We start from the raw sequence: 21,003 nt of genomic DNA, 5'->3' as shown, positions 1-21,003 counted from the left end.
GTTGATAGATGATATTCAAGGCAGCCTTAGGGCTGCCTTTTGTGTCTTTCGACCCATCTATGTTATTAGTCTTCAGTAGCAGAGCCGTAAATAGTGAGCATTGCTATCAAGAGAGCGTCATGTCGATAAACATTGAAAAACTCAGCTTATTGAATAGCGAAATCCTGTGGCTCTCTCGGACTAGCAATTTGGCCGTTAGGCGAGATAAGCTGGAGTGGATGCGCTGTTTCTATTTCGCCAGCAAGCGCCTGATGTTGCTGATAGTGGCTGATCCCACAGAACCCATTCATTTCCGCACTGAAAAACTGACTGGCAGTTGTTTGTTTGTGACTTGTCTCGACGGTAACTCTTTCGATATTCATTTCTGCCTCAAAGAGCTGATAAACCATACATGTTGTACAGAAAACTTTAACATTCGATGATGAATATGCCATGAATATCTCATCGACTCTGATCACAGACATAAAAAAAACCACCCTGAGGTGGTTTTTTCGCTTTGGCTTTAGCTCGATTTTTTATCAGCGAGTGCCATAAACAACGATGGTTTTACCGTGCGCAGAAATTAGGTTCTGCTCTTCCAGCATCTTCAGAATACGGCCAACGGTTTCACGAGAACAGCCTACGATCTGACCGATCTCTTGACGAGTGATCTTGATCTGCATGCCGTCTGGGTGAGTCATTGCATCTGGCTGTTTCGCCAGGTTAAGCAGTGTCTGAGCAATGCGACCTGTCACATCTAGGAACGCCAAATCACCCACTTTCTGACTGGTCACTTGAAGGCGACGTGCCATTTGTGATGAAAGACGCATCAGGATGTCAGGGTTCACCTGAATCAGTTGACGGAATTTCTTAAAGGAGATTTCTGCAACTTCACAAGGTGATTTTGCTCGAACCCATGCAGTGCGCTCCTGATCTTCCTCAAATAAGCCCAGTTCGCCAATAAAGTCTCCCTGGTTGAGGTATGAGAGGATCATCTCCTTGCCTTCTTCATCTTTGATCAGTACCGCTACTGAGCCTTTGACTATGTAATAGAGCGTTTCCGCTTTCTCACCAGCATGGATCAAAGTACTCTTGGACGGATACTTGTGAATGTGGCAGTGCGATAGGAACCATTCTAATGTTGGGTCTGTTTGAGGTTTTCCTGGAACCATAAATCTCATTTCCTCTGCGGTTGTTGCCCGATGATATGTCCGTATACTCATCATGGGGCAGCACTATCCATGCTCGCCTGACAGCATAAGATGTCATCAAGCAGGCGACAAGCTTTCACTATGAATTAAAGAGTTTATCCTTTTTTCCGACCGATTTCTTGAATTTGATAAAAGGTATTTGATTTAGTCCACATTTACGCAGTGATTACTGTCACGTAAAAGCAGAAAGTCGGAAGAAAGGGTCGTATCATAGAGAACAAATAGCACTTTTAAGACATAAAATCCCGTATAAGTTAGTCACTAGGTCGATAAAACGGGATAGAACTCATAGTTTGCGTTCGACCCTGAACACAATTCTTACATTTTTTGACGGAATTTCCATAACAACTACTGGTTGGGGGGCGAAATGCCCCCGAAAATAAGCATAAATCTCAGTTTAGCGACGGCGTGTCCAAATCATCGGTCAACGATTGACGGATTTCAGGGTGCACATCAACCTCTATCAGCATTTCCTCATGATCAATACCAGCTTTCAGTAGTGTTTCCTGCTTCATGGCCGTTATCATTGAAGACGTCAGCTCGAAGCGCAAAAAATGAACGCTCGATGTCTTTTCCCCGTTGTCACGTTCTAGGTCTTCATCACAAATGGGATAAACCTTCTTGTCTCCCTCCACCTGTAGCCACACTCTGTTTTCAACGCCGTGCAGTTTAGCCAGTGCCACCTTTCTCTCTTCAGGGTCGGGATACTCAAGCATTAGCGTCGCTTTCAGGTTAGTGCCGTCTGGGATCAAAGGATTGTAAGCGGCCAGTTCTTCATCAATGCCATCGGGCTCAAAAATCTTTTCGATTCTCAGCATCTCCTGAATCTGATAATGCACTGTCCGCCTGTTTTCAAAGAGGAGTCTGGCCCTTCGCCCAAGTGGCAGTTGCCTATTTCGTTTGTGTTGCATGATCTCTTTTCGAAAAGAGGCCCGTTGGCGCGCATATTCCTCAAGTGTCAGCAGATCACTGACTGTCAGTTTGTCCATAATTACAACTCCCTAAATGTTACAAACCATATGCCTGTCTGAGCAGTGTCATGGGATGAACCGGTTTATCAATATCGGCTATCTGAGCGACATGAGTGGCTGCCATCGGACAGTCGCTGGCGAAATGATCTGCATTACGCATTTTCACTTTCTTTGCAACAGGTCTGCCTATTTTGACTGCCTTATCATACGTTTCTACTTTCACAGCATAGGTGCCGTCATGGCCCGAACAACGCTGCTCTGCGGCGACACGGGTATCTGGGATCAGTTTCAGAATATCCGCCGTCTTCAGACCAATGTTCTGTACCCGGAGGTGACAGGCTACGTGGTAGCTTATATCGCCTAGCGGTGTGGTAAATTCAGTATTGAATTTGCCTGCCTTATGCCGCAGCATCAAATACTCAAACGGGTCAAAAAAGGCATCACGCACTTTGATGACCTCTGGGTTATCTGGGTACAACAAAGGCAATTCTTGTTTGAACATGAGTACGCAGGACGGAACAGGAGCGATTAAATCAAACCCCTGATCAACCATTGTGATCAACTGTGGCAGATTCTTCTCCATGGCTTGTGAAACGCTGTCTAAGTCTCCCAGCTCCATTTTCGGCATGCCACAGCAAGCCTCTTTATTCACGACTTCAATATGAATGCCGTTATGTTGGAATACTTTGAAAAAGTCATCGCCGAGTTCGGGACTGTTGTAGTTTCCGTAACAGGTGGTGAACATAGCAACTTTGCCTGTTGTACCATTTACGGGCTCTGCATCAATTTTTTGGCCTAAATCAGCGACGCGTTTTCGAAGGGTTTTACTGTGGTATTCCGGTACTTTGGCGTCCTTGTGGACTCCGGCTTTGTGCAGCAGGCTGCGAAAGGTAGGGTTCTTATTCATGGTGTTGACAGTAATATCCACCACAGGAATTGTTGCCATACCGCCGACAAGGTCAGTGCTAGATAAAAGTTTATCCCGCATTGACGCACCTTGTTCTTTAAACTTGACCGCCTTCGCCCGCAACATAAGATGTGGAAAGTCAATTTCCCATTCATGTGGCGGAACATAAGGACATTTGGTCATGTAACACATGTCGCACAGATAGCATTGATCAGCGACTTTTTGGTAATCCTCTTTATCGACACCATCTACTTCAAATGTGTCGGATTCATCTATCAAGTCAAATAGTGTAGGAAACGCATCGCACAAGCTGACACACCGCCGACAGCCATGGCAGACATCGAATACCCGTTCCATTTCGGCATTCAACGCATCTCTGTCGTAAAAGCTGTCAGACTGCCAGTCGATTGCGTGACGCGTAGGCGCCTCAATGCCGCCTTCTCGTTTCTCTTTCATAGGCAGTTACCGTTTAAGGGGCAGCAGATGCTTCCCCTTAATTGTCAGGTCAAACGTTAGCCATCGAGGTTATCGAGTGCTTTCTGGAAACGGTTCGCGTGACTGCGTTCAGCCTTGGCGAGCGTTTCGAACCAGTCAGCAATTTCGTCAAACCCCTCATCTCTCGCTGTGGATGCCATACCGGGATACATATCGGTATATTCGTGGGTTTCCCCCGCGATAGAGGCTTTCAGGTTTTCTCCGGTATTTCCCATTGGCAGACCAGTAGCGGGATCACCCACTTCCTCTAGGTACTCGAGATGACCATGAGCATGGCCCGTTTCGCCTTCTGCGGTCGAACGAAAAACAGCAGCTACATCGTTATAACCTTCAATATCGGCTTTTGATGCAAAGTAGAGATAACGGCGGTTTGCCTGGCTTTCGCCGGCAAAAGCGTCTTTTAGATTTTGCTCAGTTTTGCTTCCTTTTAGTGACATAACCTTTCTCCTAAGTCGTAAGGTTTGTGAGTCTAATGCTCGACATTAAGTAAAGGTCAGAAAACGATATTGAGCTAATGAATAATAACGGAATGAATCATCGGTTTTATCGATAACGAAATCCAGCTCACAGATCGATAAAACCGAGTAATAGAAAGAAGTTAGCCAATCTTGCCTGTTTCTATCAGCTGTTGTACCAGCGGGCGCATAATAAGCTCCATTGCAAAGCCCATTTTACCACCCGGTACCACTAATGTATTGTGGCGAGACATGAAGGACCCCTGAATCATTGAGATCAGGTAAGGGAAATCTACGTTTTTGATCCCTCTGAAGCGAATGACGACAAAACTCTCATCTAAAGACGGGATAGCTTTAGCACTTAAAGGGTTAGATGTATCGACTGTCGGTACGCGCTGGAAATTAATGTGTGTCCGGCTGAACTGAGGGGTGATGTAGTTAAGATAATCATCCATAGAACGGACAATTGAGTGCATCACCGCCTCACGTGAGTGACCACGGTCACGGGTATCGCGAACCGACTTCTGGATCCATTCCAAGTTGACGATCGGTACCATGCCTACAAGAAGATCAACGTGTTGAGCAACGTTGATATCACCATCGACGGCACCACCATGTAAACCCTCGTAGAAAAGAACGTCGGTATTCTCTGGCAAGTCCTGCCATGCCGTGAAGGTGCCCGGCATTTGGTTGTAAGGTACGGCCTCGTCGAAGGTATGAAGGTAGCGCCGAAACTGCCCGGTGCCTGCCGAGCCGTATTCGCGGAAAAATGCTTCCAGCTTTTTAAAGTCGTTGGCTTCCGGACCGAAGTAGCTGATATGACGGCCCTGATCCTTCGCTTTACGGATTTCGACATCCATTTCGGGGCGGGTAAAACGGTGAAAGCTATCTCCTTCCACCCAGGCTGCGCTAACGTTCATCATGTTGAACATTTTACGGAAAGCTTCTGTGGTTGTGGTGGTCCCTGCTCCGGAAGACCCTGTAACCGCAATGATCGGATGTTTCGCAGACATGACAAACCCTGTCAGAATTGAGGTGAATAATAAGACAATAAACAGTGATTCGTTTGAAGATCAAGCCTGTGAGCCAGAACTGAGGTCTCGGCACAGCTTAATGTCGACCGTTTCATGAAGTTCAGAATAGACCACGACGGCCTCTTTATTTTTCAGCAAGTTAAGCACCTGTTCAACCTTGTCGGTAAAACTGATCTCCTGCTCACCGTAGTCGGTGCCTTCGCGTAGCACAAAGTGTTCGATAAGATTGTGGAGGGTGTCTTGCGGGATCTCCTGCCAAGGAACAATCATGGATAAATGCCTTACTTGTCGGTTTATAGAATAGTTGTTCTCACGTGCTGGGCCATGCTCAGCAGCGAGATTTTAACGTAATGCAACGGAAAAGCAGAGTTGCACCCAGTCTTTATAAAAAGAGTTGGATGCAGCGGTAGAATCAGGAGGCAGTGACAGTGCGGTCAGACGTGGATTGATTAGCCTTCACGGACGTTGCATCGCCCAAGTGAAGCGCAAGGAAATCAGGAACAGCGGTTTCTAGCCAGAACACCGGTTGAGATAAGCTGCCGCCAACAAAACCGACGTGGCCGCCATATTCTGTTACGTGATAATCGATATTATCAGGTAACGACCCTTTGGGGATCACTGCACCAGTCATGAAGGGATCATCTGTAGCGTGAATAACTTTGAACGGTATAGATACCTGATTCAGATACTGCAATCCGCTACATTGCTGATAGTAGTCTTCAGCATCACGGAAACCATACATAGGGGCCGTCACCTGCTGGTCTAACTCATAAATACTGGAGATATTGATAGTGTCACCAGTCTTAAGGCTGCCGACTTGTGGGTGGCGCAGCAGTCGATCCCTCAAGGTATTTTTCATGCTGTTGAGTAAGTAGGCCTGATACACTCTTGAGAAGCCTTTCTGAATGCGATGAGCACAATCTGCAAGGTCTAGAGGGGGGCAAATGGCACATGCAGCTGACAGATGAGAGTCATGCTGATAGCGGGCGAGATAGTTTACCAGCATGTTTCCACCGAGTGATACCCCGACTGCAGCCTTCGGAACATCAGGAAAACGCTGCTCGATGTAATCGATAAAAAAACGGGCGTCGTCTGTTTCACCGGAGTGGTAACCTCTTGGCAGGCGGTTTAATGCGCCGCTACAACCCCTGAAATGCATGAGGACACCCAGCCAGCCTCGTTCGCGGAAAGATGCCATCAATCCGTTGGCATAAGGGCTGTAAAAGCACCCGGCAAGACCGTGAAAAAGAATGACAACCGGTTTATTTCCTGCGTGTTCTGGCGGTTCAGTCCAGCAAATATCGAGAAAATCACCGTCATCAGTGTCCAGTCGTTGCCAGACAGGCTCGAAAATCGCTTTGCGTCGAATAAATCGCGGCAGAAGCGTTTGCAGATGAGGATTGGTGAAACCGGGAATCGGGGTGAAATCCATATGAAATGCACATCCTTTTATTTTTATATACGAACCAAGCGGGTCCTTTCGCTATTTTTCTTTTGTTGACCGATTATCCATCGTCATCAGAAACTTTGTGAAAAGGACTCAGATGTCAGCCTGAAACACGACTCAACTGAGGGTAGAGGGTAACAGCGGACGCGGATAACTGGAGGCAATAATGACGCAGGGTAGACGGCCCATCAGTCAGCCATGGCAGCTGATTAACCGTTGAGACTAAATCTTGTTGCTGCTTTTTTTCCAGCATCAGCTCAAAGTTGAGCAGCTTCTGATAGTTGGCATGAGAAAGCTCACTTTTCAATTCCCGACGCATATATCGGTAGCGTCGAAGCAGCATTTCACTGTCAGCGATTGCCTGCCGAAGAATGTTGAGACTGTCGTCACTGAAACTGAAACCAGAGAACTCAAGCCAGACAAGCATCAGGGCAAGGTTAACGTTGCCCTGATAGTCATCCTGAAGCTTCAGGCAGGCCTGTTTGACATCATTGTGGCTGTAGTGTGCCAAACTGAACTGCCAAAGACCTTCTGCAGTCGCCTGCTGGATCAGCGGCTTTGGAATTCCGCTTCCATGCTTTCCAGTTCCTCCTGCAGTGTCATCCATTCAATCTCTACCTCTTCCAGTGACGATTTAGCCTCGGCCTGCTGTTTCAGTACATGCGCCAGTTTATCCTTGTTTTCGGCATTATATATCTCAGGCTCAGCAAGTTCTAACTCAGCCTTGCTCAACATGGTGCTGAAACGTTCAAGTGCACTGTCCATCTTATCAATTTTTTTACGGAGCGGGGCTGTCTGTCGTCTGAATTCTGCTTCCAGCCGTTTTTGTTCTTTGCGGCTGGTCTGGCTGTTGTTGGACGATGTTTTGCCTGCGCTGGCCTGCTCTTCCCGGCGCGCGGCGCGCTGTTGTTCTGTTAACCACTGATGGTAATCATTTAAGTCACCAGAGAAAGGGGCAACCTGTTTATCGTGAACGAGATACAGGTCGTCTGTTGTGGCGCGTAATAGGTATCTGTCGTGGCTGACAATAACCATTGCGCCCTCAAACGATTGCAGAGCCAGCGTGAGTGCCTGGCGCATGTCGAGATCCAAATGGTTGGTTGGCTCATCGAGAAGTAAAAGATTTGGTTTTTGCCAGACAATAAGTGCCAGCACCAAACGGGCTTTTTCGCCACCAGAAAAGGGGGCGATAGGCTCAAGGGACTTATCACCATGAAAACCAAAACTGCCGAGATAATCTCTAAGCTGCTGCTCGGTGGCATTTGGAGCCAGACGAGCCAAATGCTGAATGGCCGTGTCATCGTCGCGCAGTGTTTCTAATTGATGCTGAGCAAAATAGCCGATTTTTACGCCCTGAGAATAGGTCAGATCACCTGCTTTTTCGGGCAAATCACCGGACAGCAACTTGATGAGGGTAGATTTACCCGCACCATTGCGGCCGAGCAGACCGATTCGGCTACCTGGCACCAGATTGAGATGGATCTTGTCGAGGATTAGGTTATCGTCGTAACCCGCAGATACATCTTCCATCATCAGAATCGGATTTGGCAGGGTTGCAGGCTCCCGGAATTCAAAGCTGAACGGGTTATCAAACTGCGCGGGCAAGACTTTTTCCATTCGCTCAAGCGCTTTTATCCGGCTTTGTGCTTGTCTTGCCTTGCTGGCTTTATATCGAAAACGATCGATATATGACTGCATGTGCGCCATTTGCTTCTGCTGCTTCTGAAACATTGCTTGCTGGAGAACCAACTTTTCTGCCCGCATAGTTTCGAAGGCAGAGTAGTTGCCTGTGTACTCATTCAGCGTTTGATTTTCAATATGAACAATCCGGTTAACCACTGGGTCGAGAAAGTCACGGTCATGAGAGATGAGTACCAGCGTACCGCGATAGCTTTGTAGCCATTTTTCCAACCACATCACTGCATCAAGATCCAAGTGGTTTGTCGGTTCATCAAGGAGTAACAGGTCTGAGCGGCAAATCAACGCCTGTGCGAGGTTAAGGCGCATTCTCCAACCGCCGGAGAAACTGGTCAGGTGCCAGCTCATTTGTTGCTGGCTAAAGCCGAGCCCATCCAGCAACTCTGCTGCCCGTGCGCGAATGCTGTAACCGCCAACGGCGTCAATTTTGTCATGTAACAAAGCAACCTGATTACCATCGTCTGCCAGCTCAGCACGTTTCAGAGCCTGCTCAAGCTGTCGATATTCGCGGTCACCGTCAATCACATACTCGATGGCTTCCCGCTCAAGCGCCGGAGTTTCCTGCGCAACCCATGCCAGTTGCCAACCCGTGGGATAATTACAGCTCCCGGCATCCAGCGACAGCTCGTGGCGGAGCAAGGCAAAGAGCGTTGACTTGCCACAGCCATTTTTCCCGACCAGACCAACTTTATCGCCGGGATGAATCGTGGCCGAAGCACCATCAAGAAGTGGCTTGCCGCCACGTAACAACTGGATATCAGAGATTGTGATCATGAATACTGCGCGGGCGTTCCGCTCCATGTGAATTGACAAACTATCGCGGAGTTATACCAGTAATGATAAGCCGCTACCAGTCGTGCGGATTGTCAGATGCGTGTTACACCGCTGTGGGAACACAGTTTATTCGATTTGAACGATACTAATTACAGGCTTTGTGTAATCATTGGACAAGTTTAATAACCGCAATCCGGCATAGGAAATTGTCGATCGTCATAAGGATGGTGCTGTTCAGATGGAAAACCACCCCAATACCATGTTTTTGCCAAAAGTCCTGGTGATTTTTGCGCATCCCTATCCCCAGGAATCGGTCGCTAATAAGCGGATGATTTCGGCAGTGCAAAACCTGCCGCACGTGACTCTTCACGATTTATATGCTGAATATCCAGATTTTATGATTGATGTCGCTCATGAGCGTTATTTACTGACAGAGCATGACGTCATTGTTTTTCAACATCCTCTCCAAATGTATTCCTGTCCGTCATTACTAAAAGAATGGATCGATGTGGTTCTTGGCAAAGGCTTTGCGCATGGTGGAGGACAGGCACTGTCGGGAAAACTCTGTCGTTTTGTCGTGACAACGGGTGGCGCAGCAGAGGCTTTCTGCCAAACGGGATACAACAAGTACAGCATGGATGAGTTGCTGCAGCCATTTGAGCTGACTGCGCTTCTGTGCAAGATGCGCTGGGTTCAACCTTTGGTACTGCACTGGGCGCGCAGAGTGAGTGATGAAGATCGGGAAGCACATGCTGAACTCTATGCCGACTGGCTTCTCAACCCAGTACCGGAGGTGGTTTGATGGAACACAGTTACCTTGAAGGTGCATTGATTTTCTTAGTTGCCGCTGTTGTAGCAGTACCTCTGGCGCAGAGGATGGGACTTGGCTCTGTGCTTGGCTATTTAATAGCCGGCATGGTGATCGGTCCATGGGGCTTGAGTCTGATCAGCGACGTTGATGCCATTCTCCATTTTTCTGAGTTTGGTGTCGTGTTGCTGCTTTTCCTTATTGGTCTTGAGCTGAACCCCAAGAAGCTGGTGGCAATGCGTAAACCGATACTTGGTCTCGGCGGCAGTCAGGTTCTGATCAGTGCTGTACTGATCACTGCGGGTGTTGCCATGCTTGGTATTGACATGACTGATTCTGTGGTCATTGGAATGGGTCTGGCACTCTCTTCGACAGCAATCGCCATGAAGATCATTGACGAGCAGCGCCTGATGAATACCGAGGCGGGCACGTCAGGATTCGCTGTGCTTCTGTTTCAGGATATCGCCGTGATCCCTATGCTGGCTATTCTGCCTGCACTGGCGGGCGGTACCAGCGGCAGCTGGCTGGATGTGCTGACCATGCTGGGTGGCATTATTGTCCTGCTGGTCGGTGGTCATTATCTGTTGCGTCCTCTTTTTCGCTGGGTAGTGTTGAGCGGGGTCAGTGAGCTGTTCAATATTGCTGCGCTGCTGCTCGTGATAGGGATTGCTGTCGGGATGCAGAAGCTTGGTCTGTCTATGGCACTGGGAACATTTCTCGCTGGTGTGTTGCTTGCAGAAAGTGAATACCGCCACGAACTCGAGATCTCGATAGAGCCATTCAAAGGCATTTTGCTTGGACTCTTTTTTATCGCTGTCGGCATGGCAGTCGATCTAGGACTCTTGCTCAAGTATCCGCTTGAAGTGTTGGTGGCCGTGATCGCTCTGATTTGTGTCAAGAGTGCTGTCATTTATCTTCTGACCATGCGCTTTGGCATCAGCGAGCGCAACCGCAGTCAGGTCGCCTTGTTACTCAGTCAGGGAGGTGAGTTTGCCTTCGTCCTCTTTACCGCTGCGCGAGGCGAGGGGCTTTTGTCACCTGAGTTGAACAGTTTCCTGCTGGTGGTTGTCAGCCTGTCAATGATGACGACACCGCTGCTTCTGGTATCGCAGAAAATTTGGTTCAGTCATGATTTTAACGATAACCCGGAGCCAGAGAACACGAGCTTTCTTCAGCAGGAAGACAGGGTGATTGTTGCAGGCTTTGGTCGCTTTGGACAACTGGTGGGACGCTTACTGTTTGCCAACAAAATTAAGCTCACCATCTTGGAAAGAGATCCTTCCCAAATCGCCTTGTTGAGGCGGTTTGGTTATAAGGTTTATTATGGCGACGCATCACAGCTGGATCTTTTGCGGGCCGCAGGCGCGGAAAACGCCAAAGCGATAGTGATATGCACAGATTCACCGGAAGAAGTTCTAGAGATTGTTGACCTGTGTCGGCGACACTTTCCTAACCTTAAAGTGATGGCCAGAGCCCGAAGCCGAGTCGAAGCGAACGAGCTGATGGGGCATGAGGTAGATGGGTTTGCCCGTGAGACATTCCTCAGTGCTTTGGATTTGGGACGACAGACTCTGATCGCAATCGGTATGCATCCGTACAAAGCTAAGCGTGCCGAAGCTTACTTCAGAAAGCTTGACGAGACGCGTCTTCATGAGATGCAGCCGCATCACAGTGAGGACGTAGGGGCAGCCTCGAGGACGAAAGAAGCAAGGCTGGAACTAGAAGAGCTGTTTGATCTTGAAATGCAGGGCGACACCGAGCGACACCACAGCTGGAACAGGGAATAGAGGTAGTCAGATTCCATGAAAAGAAAACGATTTATTGCCGGGGCGACCTGCCCCGAGTGCAAAGAGACAGATACACTTCGCTGGTGGGTTGACCACCACATTGAGGTGGTGGAGTGCGTACGTTGCGGTCACATGGACCGTCGGTCACCCAATCAGTCTCCTCAACCCGAGGTGGTGGCACAATCGGCAGATGTTATCGGGATATTTAAACCTGAATGATAGCCGCTACGATGATATTTATGTATTATCCTCGCCGAAATGATAACCACTTCTGGAGTAAATATGAAAGTCTGTAAAGACGTAGTTGTAAGCCTGTCATATCAGGTGAAAAATGAAGACGGTGTGATGGTTGATGAGTCAACCAAAGAAGCGCCTCTCCAATATCTTCACGGACATGAGAACCTTATTCCAGGATTGGAAAATGCCCTCGAAGGTCGCGAGCAAGGTGATACCTTTGAAGTCACAGTCGCTCCAGAAGAGGCTTATGGTGAGTATCACGACGCTATGGTCCAGCGCGTACCCGCTGAGGTATTCCAAGGCGTTGACGAAATTACTGTCGGTATGCGCTTTCTAGCGGACACTGACCAAGGTCCTATCTCTGTCGAAGTTACTGAGGTTGACGGCGACGAGGTTGTGGTTGATGGAAACCACATGCTGGCGGGCCAGACACTGACCTTCAACGTTGAAGTGCTCGACATGCGCGAAGCGACAGAAGATGAAGTTGCCCATGGACACATTCATCAGGAAGGCGGTTGTTGTGGCGGCGAAGGCCACGAACAAAGCGAAGATGATTGCTGTAGCAGCGGTAGCTGCAGCAAATAAAGTGTTAAAGGCCCCATCTGGGGCCTTTTTTTTCTTTTGTGAAAGGGGAAAAGGAGGAATTGATGGCGCAGTTTTCTCTCGCAATCCACGGTGGTGCGGGCACAATAGAAAAGCACAGAATGAAAGCCGATCTTGAGCAGGCGTATCGGCATGCATTGGCTGATGCTTTGCTGGCGGGAAAGAACATTCTGATGGCAGGGGGAAGTTCTGTTGATGCAGTGGTTGCCGCTGTAGTGTCGATGGAAGATAACCCTCTGTTCAATGCTGGTCGGGGCTCTGTACTTACACATGACGAAATGGTTGAGATGGACGCGGCAGTCATGAATGGCAAAGATCTAAATGCTGGCGCACTTTGCGGTGTAAGACATATCAAAAATCCTATTGTGCTCGCCAGAGATATAATGACCGGATCATCACACGTTATGCTTAGCGGTGACGGTGCAGAGAAATTTGCCTTTAATGAAGCCGGACATGTTTACACCGAACAAGACTACTTCTTCACCGAACGCCGCTATGATCAGCTTTTGGACGCCAAGAGCACAGGAAGGGCTGCGTTATCAGAATCTACGTTTCCTGATGATAAAAAACATGGCACCGTCGGCGCTGTTGCGCTCGATGCCTCCGGCAACCTTGCGGCCGCCACCAGTACGGGCGGATTGACCAACAAGCGTTATGGCAGGATAGGGGACACACCTATTATTGGGGCCGGCACTTATGCTCGAAATGGTAACTGTGCCGTTTCAGCTACTGGGATGGGAGAGGTGTTATTGCGTTGTACTGTCGCCAGTGATATCTCCGGTCGGATGCGGTATGGAAATCAGTCTTTGAAAGACGCTTGCCATAATGTCGTCAATGGTGAAATAAAAGGACTGGGCGGAGAATGCGGTGTTGTCGCGGTTGACGCTGAAGGGCAGGTGCACTTCTCCCTCAACTGCCCCGGTATGTACCGTGGTACGCTGGACACGCACGGTGAGCCACTGGTGGCGATTTACGATACAGACACCCTGACGCCCGTGAACCAGTAGAAGGTGAACCCCAAACAGTGGCCTGCTGCATTGCAGCAGCCCCAGTCATCGTAAGCCTGCGCTTCGGTAAGAGACATTAGTAGTGAGGAGGAGGCGTTTCCTCAGCCATGTTAGCAATATTCGATGGTTCCATTGCTTTGAGTTTGGTCACCAGATAAGCAATTTGGGTATTCAGTTTATCGATAGACTTTTGTTGCTCAGTCAGGGCGTCATTCAGCTCTTCAATCGTGTGCTCCTGAAAAGCCAGCTTGCACTCCAGATCATCAATTTGTTTTTGCAGCTGTGGTTGGTGTTCTGTCATTACTGTGTCTCAGTGTTGTTCAATGTCCCAGGCTTGTGCAATTCCCGCAGAGGTTGCTGAAATCACCTGATTGTCTGGGGTGAAAGCCACATCATACACTACTGCGCTGGGTGGACGAGTATCCGGTTGCTCAGCAGCTACCCATCGTCCCTGATTGTCGCCTTTGGTGACGGACCAAAGCTGGACTCTTCTGCCCGGAGTTCCTGTTGCCAGTAAGCTGCCATCGTCAGAAAAGCGTGCGGTTGAGAAATTGGGGTGACGGTGGAAGAGATCGAGCTGACTCAATGCGTTACCAGTCGAGAGATCCCAAATGATTGCCATATCATCTCCGTCCGCCGAGAACGCATATTTGCCTCCCCTGTGAAGTGCAACCCGGGTGATACGGTGTTGATGTTCGAAAGTATCAATGATTTGCCCGCTGTCGGTATTCCAGAGGTAGGCGAAATGGTCATTCCCTCCTGACATACCGTATTTTCCATTTGGCGACAGCGCCACACTATTAACTTTTTCTCTGTGTGCAAGGAACTCAAGGCGTCTTCCCGTGCCTAAGTCAACAAAGAGCGCTTTTCCGTTCGAAAGTGCCAGCAGAATTTTTTCGCCGTTATTACTGATCGCCACATCGCGGATGTTACCGTCAGATATTGACCACAGTCCTTCTGATTTTCCCCATGCGAGATCCCAGACGGAAAAATTCTGAGACGTAGCTGTGATCGCATATCGATTGTTATCTGAAATCTGGCTGGCAATAACTGTGTTACTGTCAGGATCCTGAAATCCGAAACTGGCCAGTTGCTTGTTGGTGTTTAGGTCCCAGAGCACAATGCCGTTTTCTTTGGCCGCAATGAGACCAAATTGTCCGTTTCGGCTCAGGCTAAAACTGGTGACACCTTCGGTGTGTATTTCCCAGCGGCGAGCTTCATCAGCTGAATGAAAACAGCCTGAGATCGCTAAAATTGTTAGGGTTACGCAAAATGCGCGGATAAAACGATACATTATGGTTGTTTTCCTGCCCCATTGACCCTATAACGTCGAGTATATTGATAGTTTGGTACTTTCGCACAGATAAGCGAAATTGATTTTAAAAAGGAATGATATTCCTATAAACCTCGGAGCACCCAATGAAATCAGTGTTGAAAATGTCGCTGCTTGCCGCGACAGTCGCCATGGCCGCAGGCTGTCAGAAGGAAGAAGCAAAACAACCAGAAACCGCAAAGGCGGAAGCTGCAGCGCAAACAGAAACCGCAAAGGCTGAGGTTGCAACTCAAACTGAAACTCAGGCAATGAGTTTCAAAACAGAAGACGAAAAAGCAGCTTACGCGATTGGTACCTCACTGGCGCAATACCTGAAGTCTAACCTTGAACAACAGTCACAGTTTGGTATCGATTTAAAACCAGAAGTTGTGATTCGTGGTGTTGAGGATGCGTTCAATGGCACCTCTAAGCTGACTGACGAGCAGGCACAAGAAGCTCTGAAAGCGTTGGACGGCCGCGTTGCAGAGAAAATGAAAGAAAAAGAAGAAAAAGACTCTGCTGCCGCAATTAAAGCTGGCAATGAGTACCGTGATGGTTTCTCGAAGAAAGACGGTGTAAAGGTCACAGAGTCTGGTCTGATGTATCAGGTCGAGCGTTTGGGTGACGGTAAAAAGCCAAAAGCTGAAGATACCGTAGTTGTTCATTACAAAGGTACCCTGATTGACGGTACGCAGTTCGACAGTTCTTACGATCGCAATCAACCTGCGACCTTCCCACTGAATCGCGTGATCCCGGGCTGGACTGAAGGTGTTCAGCTAATGCCTGTAGGGTCTAAGTTCAAGTTTGTTATCCCGCCAGAGTTGGCATACGGTACTCAGAACACACCATCAATTCCTGGCAATTCAACGCTGGTATTTGAAGTTGAGCTGATCAAAATTGAGTCTGAAGCTGCGAAAGAAGAGAAAGCGCAAGGATAATCCTCTTTTCCGCATCGCTGAGAGACACTATTTCAAGCCCCGGTCATCCACCGGGGCTTGTGCTTTTTTTATGCCAAGTCTGTTACACTTGCGACCACATTTCATACGTCATTCATTTTATCTTCTGTCTAGAACAGCCAGAGAACCCTGAGGAGGAAGGCTGCCCGTGGTATCTACTGATAGCTTTGGAGCGGACATGGTGCCAGTATCCGGCATAGCAGGTCACTATCGTTTTAACGAACTTGATCGGGTGATCCTGCACTCGTACGAAGCTGTGGTCGACGGATTGGCTGCACTGATTGGCCAGCACTGTGAAATCGTGCTGCATTCATTGGAAGATCTTAATAACTCAGCCATCAGAATTGCTAATGGCGAGAACACCGGGCGGCAAGTGGGGTCACCTATTACTGACCTTGCACTCAAAACCCTGCGTGATATTGAAGGTTCAGAGCGGAACTTTTCCCGCGCCTACTTCACCCGGGCGAAAGGCGGGGCGTTGATGAAATCAATCACTGTTGCGATCAGAAATGCAACGGGAAGAATCATCGGGCTCTTGTGTATCAATATCAATCTGGATGCGCCTTTTTCACAAGTCCTTCAGGCCTTTATGCCAACTGATGAAGCGCGGCAGGCTGTCTCCTCCGTTAACTTTGCCAGTGATGTTGAAGAGTTGGTGGATCAAACAGTAGAGCGCACCATAGAAGAGATTAATGCCGACAAATCAGTGTCAAATAATCTGAAAAACCGTCAGATTGTGATGGAGCTGTTTGATAAAGGTATTTTCGATATTAAAGATGCGATTAACCGCGTTGCAGATCGTCTCAATATCTCTAAACACACCGTCTATCTTTATATTCGTCAGCGAAAAACTGAGGATGGCGAAAAATGAGCCTGAATTATGTGTTGGTGGTAAGTGGTCCTGTCTATGGCAGCCAGGCTTCCCGCTCAGCATATTTATTTGCCAAAGCATTACTTGAGGCCGGACACACTGTTTCACGCATCTTTTTTTATCAAGACGGTGTATCAAATGCCTCGTCGTTGACAGTTCCTGCCAATGACGAGTTTGATTTGGTCAAGGCTTGGCAAGAGATGCAGGACAAGCAGGGGGTCATGATGGAGACCTGTGTTGCGGCGGCGTTGCGGCGTGGACAAATCAGTCCCGACGAGTCCGCGCAACATGGCTTGTCATCGAGCAACATGGCTAAGGGTTTTGTGCAGGCGGGCTTGGGCAGTTTGTCTGAAGCGTTGCTCAGTGCTGACCGTGTCATTCAGTTTTAAGGCGCAGCATGAAAAAGATTGGATTTGTATTTTCCAGTGCACCGCATGGTAGTGCTAGCGGACGGGAAGGACTGGACGCGGTGTTATCAACCTCGTCATACAGCGATACGCTGTCATTATTTTTCGTAGGAGATGGCGTGATGCAACTTATCAAGGGGCAGTCCCCTGAGTCTGTTCTGTGTCGCGATTATATTTCGACCTTCAAAATGCTGTCGCTGTGTGATGTTGAGGAAATTTATGTCTGCTCACTCTCGCTAGAAGAGAGAGGGCTAGAGGGGACATCCATGATCATCGATGCTGACATAAAAACGCCGCAAGAAATTGGTGAACTACTTTGCCATTGCGATCGTTTGGTTCAGTTTTAGGGGATATTCATGCTTCACACGCTCCATACCTCACCGTTTAATCATTCTGGAATATCCCTTTGCTTGCGATATGCACGCCCTGAAAGCGAGATATTATTACTTGAAGACGGAGTAATTGCCGGGATCAGCGGTTCTCTCTGGCAAGAAAAATTAAAAACATCAGGTATGAAAGTTTATGCGCTGGATGTCGACCTCAAGGCGAGAGGTTTGATGGGTAAAGTTGACAAAAATATTCAAATAATTGATTTTGAAGGATTTGTTTCTCTTACTGAACGTCATGCTACGCAACTAAAATGGTGAAAATGCCGTTTTTTCACCTCGTAAAACAGGGGAAATTACCGTGTTCAGATATCGAACAAAAGAAAGATCGCTGTATAAATCTTGACACCCCCTTTGACGACGCCTAAAATTTCGCGTCCCTGCGTTTGTTGGGGATAGATTTTTCACACTTATACGTAAGTAATATCAGGAGCTATTTAATGGCAACTATCAACCAGCTGTACGTAAGCCACGCATTAAGCAAGTTGCGAAAAGCAACGTGCCTGCGTTGGAAGCGTGTCCGCAAAAACGTGGTGTTTGTACTCGTGTTTACACCACTACTCCTAAAAAACCTAACTCGGCTCTGCGTAAAGTTTGCCGTGTTCGTCTGACGAACGGTTTTGAAGTAACTTCATACATCGGCGGTGAAGGCCACAACCTGCAAGAGCACAGCGTTGTCCTTATCCGTGGTGGTCGTGTTAAAGACCTTCCAGGTGTTCGTTACCACACTGTTCGTGGTGCGCTTGACTGTGCAGGCGTTAACGACCGTAAACAAGGTCGCTCTAAGTACGGTGTGAAGCGTCCTAAGTCTTAATGGATTCCGTTAAGTAAGGCCAAACACTAATTAATTTGTAATTTTGAAAAAACTGAAAAGTTTTGGATAAAACCTGAAGAAGACAACGGAGAATTTCCATGCCACGTCGTCGCGTAATTGGTCAGCGTAAAATCCTGCCGGATCCTAAGTTCGGATCCGAGCTGCTGGCAAAATTTGTAAACATCGTAATGGTTGACGGTAAAAAGTCGACTGCAGAAAAAATCGTTTACGGTGCTTTGGATATCATGGCTGAGCGTTCTGGTAAAGAACACCTGTCTGTATTTGAAGCAGCTCTTGAAAACGTACGCCCAGCGGTAGAGGTTAAATCTCGCCGTGTAGGTGGTTCAACTTACCAAGTACCAGTAGAAGTACGTCCAGTACGTCGTAACGCTCTGGCTATGCGTTGGTTGGTTGAAGCCGCTCGTAAGCGTGGTGAAAAATCTATGGCTCAGCGCCTGGCAAATGAAATGCTGGATGCGTCTGAAAACAAAGGTACTGCTGTTAAGAAACGTGAAGACGTTCACCGTATGGCAGACGCGAACAAAGCGTTCGCTCATTACCGCTGGTAATGACTTTTGGCGCAGCCTTGTGCTGCGCCTACACCATATTCTAAGGATGCCCTTAGTAAGAGGATATTACTGTGGCTCGTAAAACTCCTATTGAGCGCTACCGAAATATTGGTATATGTGCTCACGTCGATGCTGGTAAGACTACCACGACCGAGCGCATCCTGTTCTACACCGGCCTTTCACATAAAATTGGTGAAGTGCACGATGGTGCCGCTACCATGGACTGGATGGAGCAGGAACAAGAGCGTGGTATCACTATCACCTCTGCCGCGACAACGACTTTCTGGCGCGGAATGGATGCTCAGTTCCCAGAGCACCGCATCAATATTATTGACACCCCCGGACACGTTGACTTCACTATTGAAGTTGAACGTTCACTGCGCGTACTTGATGGTGCGGTGGTTGTGTTCTGTGGTGCATCAGGTGTAGAGCCTCAGTCAGAGACCGTTTGGCGTCAGGCTGACAAGTACGAAGTACCGCGTATGGTCTTCGTCAATAAAATGGACCGCGCAGGCGCAGATTTTCTGCGTGTTGTAGATCAAATTAAAGACCGTCTGGGTGCGAATCCGGTGCCAATTCACTTGAATATTGGTGCAGAGGATGAATTTAAAGGCGTGATCGATCTGATCAAGATGAAAGCCATTAACTGGAGCGAATCTGATCAGGGCATGACCTTCTCGTATGAAGACATCCCAGCGGACATGCAGGAACTGGCCGAAGAATGGCACCAGAACCTGATTGAATCTGCAGCAGAAGCGTCCGAAGAGCTGATGGACAAGTACCTTGAAGAAGGTGAATTGACCGAAGCTGAAGTGAAGCAAGCGCTTCGCATTCGCACACTGAATAATGAAATCGTTCTGGCTACCTGTGGTTCTGCATTTAAGAACAAAGGTGTTCAGGCGGTATTGGATTCTGTTATTGAATTCCTGCCTTCACCTGTCGACGTTAAAGCGATTAAAGGTGAAGACGAATCTGGCAACGAAGTTGAACGCCACTCAGACGACAATGAACCATTCTCGTCGCTGGCCTTCAAGATTGCCACTGACCCATTCGTGGGTACATTGACTTTCATCCGGGTATACTCAGGTGTGGTTAACTCCGGCGACGCTGTTTACAACTCTGTGAAGCAGAAACGTGAGCGTTTTGGCAGAATCGTTCAGATGCACTCGAATAAGCGCGAAGAGATAAAAGAAGTTCGTGCGGGTGACATTGCAGCTGCGATTGGTCTGAAAGACGTAACGACCGGTGACACACTTTGCTCTCCAGACGCCAAAGTCGTACTGGAGCGTATGGAGTTCCCTGAGCCAGTTATCCAAATTGCGGTTGAGCCTAAGTCTCAGGCTGACCAAGAAAAAATGGGCATTGCCCTGGGTAAACTGGCAGCAGAAGATCCTTCGTTCCGTGTTGAAACCGACGATGAATCAGGTCAGACATTGATTTCTGGCATGGGTGAACTTCACCTCGATATCATCGTAGACCGTATGCGTCGTGAGTTCAGCGTTGAATGTAACGTAGGTAAGCCGCAGGTGGCATACCGTGAAACTATCCGTGGACAAACTGAAGTTGAAGGTAAGTTTGTCAAGCAGTCGGGTGGTCGCGGTCAATATGGTCATGTGTGGCTGAAACTTGAGCCTTGTGAACCAGGCGAGGGTTTCGTGTTCGTAGACGAGATCGTAGGTGGTGTCGTACCGAAAGAATATATCGGTGCCATTGCTAAAGGTATTGAAGAGCAGATGTCGAGTGGTGTTCTGGCTGGTTATCCAGTACTGGATATTAAAGCGACTTTGTTCGACGGTTCTTATCACGATGTTGACTCTAACGAAATGGCGTTTAAGATCGCTGCATCGATGGCCTTCAAGAAGGGTGCGCTAGACGCTCAGCCTGTTATCCTTGAGCCAATGATGAAAGTTGAAGTCACCACGCCAGAAGACTGGATGGGTGATGTTGTCGGTGACCTGAACCGTCGACGTGGTCTGATTGGTGGTATGGACGATGGTCCAGCTAGCCTGAAGATCATTCGAGCTCAGGTACCATTGGCTGAAATGTTTGGCTACGCAACTGATTTGCGTTCTGCCACTCAGGGCCGTGCATCTTATTCGATGGAGTTCAGCGAATACGCTGAGATTCCGAAGAACATCGCTGATTCAATCATTGCCGAGCGCACTTGATTGAGTCGCGGTTTTTGATGCTGGTCTTTGACGGCCAGCATTGATAAAAACTTCTGATCGCACTCATGACGGTGAGTGCGGCTCATAACTAGGAAGGAACACGATCG

At 48.3% G+C, this 21,003-nt stretch carries 24 protein-coding genes and 1 pseudogene; 13 read left to right on the top strand and 12 right to left on the bottom strand.

What is annotated here, in order from left to right; all coding sequences use genetic code 11:
• Positions 1-146 precede the first annotated feature (146 nt).
• The 10 genes from A8L45_RS20935 to A8L45_RS20890 form a co-directional block, all read right to left on the bottom strand.
• Complete coding sequence (locus A8L45_RS20935; RefSeq protein ID WP_068905306.1) at positions 147-464, bottom strand: hypothetical protein; 318 nt, start codon at positions 462-464, stop codon at positions 147-149.
• Positions 465-518: 54 nt separating this feature from the next.
• Positions 519-1,151 carry a cAMP-activated global transcriptional regulator CRP gene (crp, locus tag A8L45_RS20930; RefSeq protein ID WP_002535199.1) on the bottom strand — a complete coding sequence of 211 codons (633 nt, stop codon included), beginning with the start codon at positions 1,149-1,151 and terminating at the stop codon, positions 519-521.
• A 431-nt stretch (positions 1,152-1,582) separates the two neighbouring features.
• Positions 1,583-2,179: a DUF3501 family protein gene (locus tag A8L45_RS20925; protein ID WP_068905305.1), complete on the bottom strand. Its 597-nt coding sequence runs from the start codon at positions 2,177-2,179 to the stop codon at positions 1,583-1,585.
• Positions 2,180-2,198: 19 nt separating this feature from the next.
• Complete coding sequence (locus A8L45_RS20920; protein WP_068905304.1) at positions 2,199-3,524, bottom strand: heterodisulfide reductase-related iron-sulfur binding cluster; 1,326 nt, start codon at positions 3,522-3,524, stop codon at positions 2,199-2,201.
• A gap of 56 nt (positions 3,525-3,580) precedes the next feature.
• Positions 3,581-4,000 (bottom strand): rubrerythrin family protein, encoded by a 420-nt coding sequence (locus A8L45_RS20915; protein WP_068905303.1) that lies wholly within the window; start codon positions 3,998-4,000, stop codon positions 3,581-3,583.
• 161 nt (positions 4,001-4,161) lie between these two features.
• Entirely contained in the window at positions 4,162-5,031 is an 870-nt protein-coding gene (locus A8L45_RS20910; RefSeq protein WP_068905302.1) for a phosphoribulokinase, read from the bottom strand.
• Between the two features lie 60 nt (positions 5,032-5,091).
• Positions 5,092-5,322, bottom strand: a complete 231-nt coding sequence (locus A8L45_RS20905) for a YheU family protein (protein ID WP_068905301.1) — start codon at positions 5,320-5,322, stop codon at positions 5,092-5,094.
• Between the two features lie 142 nt (positions 5,323-5,464).
• Complete coding sequence (locus tag A8L45_RS20900) at positions 5,465-6,484, bottom strand: hydrolase (RefSeq protein ID WP_068905300.1); 1,020 nt, start codon at positions 6,482-6,484, stop codon at positions 5,465-5,467.
• 115 nt (positions 6,485-6,599) lie between these two features.
• A complete protein-coding gene (locus A8L45_RS20895) occupies positions 6,600-7,106 on the bottom strand; it encodes a TIGR02444 family protein (protein WP_083228461.1) in 507 nt (168 codons plus the stop codon).
• The gene (locus A8L45_RS20890) at positions 7,049-8,971 is read right to left on the bottom strand and encodes an ABC transporter ATP-binding protein (RefSeq protein ID WP_068905299.1); all 1,923 of its coding nucleotides are present in this window, start codon (positions 8,969-8,971) and stop codon (positions 7,049-7,051) included. The genes A8L45_RS20895 and A8L45_RS20890 overlap by 58 nt, the downstream gene beginning before the upstream one ends.
• A 238-nt stretch (positions 8,972-9,209) precedes the next feature.
• On the opposite strand from A8L45_RS20890, the gene kefG reads away from it, so the two are divergent.
• The 5 genes from kefG (at position 9,210) to A8L45_RS20865 (ending at position 13,413) form a co-directional block, all read left to right on the top strand.
• Positions 9,210-9,773: a glutathione-regulated potassium-efflux system ancillary protein KefG gene (gene kefG / locus A8L45_RS20885; protein WP_068905298.1), complete on the top strand. Its 564-nt coding sequence runs from the start codon at positions 9,210-9,212 to the stop codon at positions 9,771-9,773.
• Positions 9,773-11,566, top strand: coding sequence for a glutathione-regulated potassium-efflux system protein KefB (kefB, locus tag A8L45_RS20880; RefSeq protein WP_068905297.1), 1,794 nt, complete (start codon positions 9,773-9,775; stop codon positions 11,564-11,566). Before kefG ends, kefB begins: the two co-directional genes overlap by 1 nt.
• 15 nt (positions 11,567-11,581) lie before the next feature.
• The gene (locus A8L45_RS20875; protein ID WP_068905296.1) at positions 11,582-11,785 is read left to right on the top strand and encodes a YheV family putative zinc ribbon protein; all 204 of its coding nucleotides are present in this window, start codon (positions 11,582-11,584) and stop codon (positions 11,783-11,785) included.
• A 63-nt stretch (positions 11,786-11,848) separates the two neighbouring features.
• Entirely contained in the window at positions 11,849-12,388 is a 540-nt protein-coding gene (slyD, locus tag A8L45_RS20870) for a peptidylprolyl isomerase (RefSeq protein ID WP_068905295.1), read from the top strand.
• 62 nt (positions 12,389-12,450) lie between these two features.
• On the top strand, positions 12,451-13,413 hold the full coding sequence (locus A8L45_RS20865) for an isoaspartyl peptidase/L-asparaginase family protein (protein WP_068905294.1): 963 nt from the start codon (positions 12,451-12,453) through the stop codon (positions 13,411-13,413).
• 76 nt (positions 13,414-13,489) lie between these two features.
• Here the strand turns inward: A8L45_RS20865 and A8L45_RS20860 are convergent, their stop codons facing one another.
• The gene (locus A8L45_RS20860; RefSeq protein ID WP_068905293.1) at positions 13,490-13,714 is read right to left on the bottom strand and encodes a SlyX family protein; all 225 of its coding nucleotides are present in this window, start codon (positions 13,712-13,714) and stop codon (positions 13,490-13,492) included.
• 9 nt (positions 13,715-13,723) lie between these two features.
• A complete protein-coding gene (locus A8L45_RS20855; protein WP_068905292.1) occupies positions 13,724-14,707 on the bottom strand; it encodes a WD40 repeat domain-containing protein in 984 nt (327 codons plus the stop codon).
• Positions 14,708-14,832: 125 nt separating this feature from the next.
• Between A8L45_RS20855 and fkpA the strand changes: the two genes are divergently transcribed.
• From fkpA to fusA, 8 genes and pseudogenes are all read left to right on the top strand, one after another.
• On the top strand, positions 14,833-15,663 hold the full coding sequence (gene fkpA, locus A8L45_RS20850) for an FKBP-type peptidyl-prolyl cis-trans isomerase (protein ID WP_068905291.1): 831 nt from the start codon (positions 14,833-14,835) through the stop codon (positions 15,661-15,663).
• A 166-nt stretch (positions 15,664-15,829) separates the two neighbouring features.
• Positions 15,830-16,552 carry a helix-turn-helix transcriptional regulator gene (locus A8L45_RS20845; protein ID WP_083228460.1) on the top strand — a complete coding sequence of 241 codons (723 nt, stop codon included), beginning with the start codon at positions 15,830-15,832 and terminating at the stop codon, positions 16,550-16,552.
• A complete protein-coding gene (tusD, locus tag A8L45_RS20840; RefSeq protein ID WP_068905289.1) occupies positions 16,549-16,941 on the top strand; it encodes a sulfurtransferase complex subunit TusD in 393 nt (130 codons plus the stop codon). The genes A8L45_RS20845 and tusD overlap by 4 nt, the downstream gene beginning before the upstream one ends.
• 8 nt (positions 16,942-16,949) lie before the next feature.
• Positions 16,950-17,306: a sulfurtransferase complex subunit TusC gene (gene tusC / locus A8L45_RS20835; RefSeq protein ID WP_068905288.1), complete on the top strand. Its 357-nt coding sequence runs from the start codon at positions 16,950-16,952 to the stop codon at positions 17,304-17,306.
• Positions 17,307-17,315: 9 nt separating this feature from the next.
• Positions 17,316-17,606 (top strand): sulfurtransferase complex subunit TusB, encoded by a 291-nt coding sequence (gene tusB, locus A8L45_RS20830; protein WP_068905287.1) that lies wholly within the window; start codon positions 17,316-17,318, stop codon positions 17,604-17,606.
• Positions 17,607-17,785: 179 nt separating this feature from the next.
• A pseudogene (gene rpsL, locus A8L45_RS20825) lies at positions 17,786-18,159 on the top strand (30S ribosomal protein S12).
• A gap of 98 nt (positions 18,160-18,257) precedes the next feature.
• Positions 18,258-18,728, top strand: coding sequence for a 30S ribosomal protein S7 (gene rpsG / locus A8L45_RS20820; protein ID WP_068905285.1), 471 nt, complete (start codon positions 18,258-18,260; stop codon positions 18,726-18,728).
• A gap of 71 nt (positions 18,729-18,799) precedes the next feature.
• On the top strand, positions 18,800-20,896 hold the full coding sequence (fusA, locus tag A8L45_RS20815) for an elongation factor G (RefSeq protein WP_068905284.1): 2,097 nt from the start codon (positions 18,800-18,802) through the stop codon (positions 20,894-20,896).
• Positions 20,897-21,003: the final 107 nt, after the last annotated feature.

Origin of the sequence: Veronia pacifica, from assembly GCF_001707825.1 — a bacterium.
Taxonomy (GTDB): Bacteria; Pseudomonadota; Gammaproteobacteria; order Enterobacterales; family Vibrionaceae; genus Veronia; species Veronia pacifica.
The sequence above is the reverse complement of the archived record's forward strand: the minus strand, read 5'-3'. Positions and strand labels throughout refer to the sequence as shown.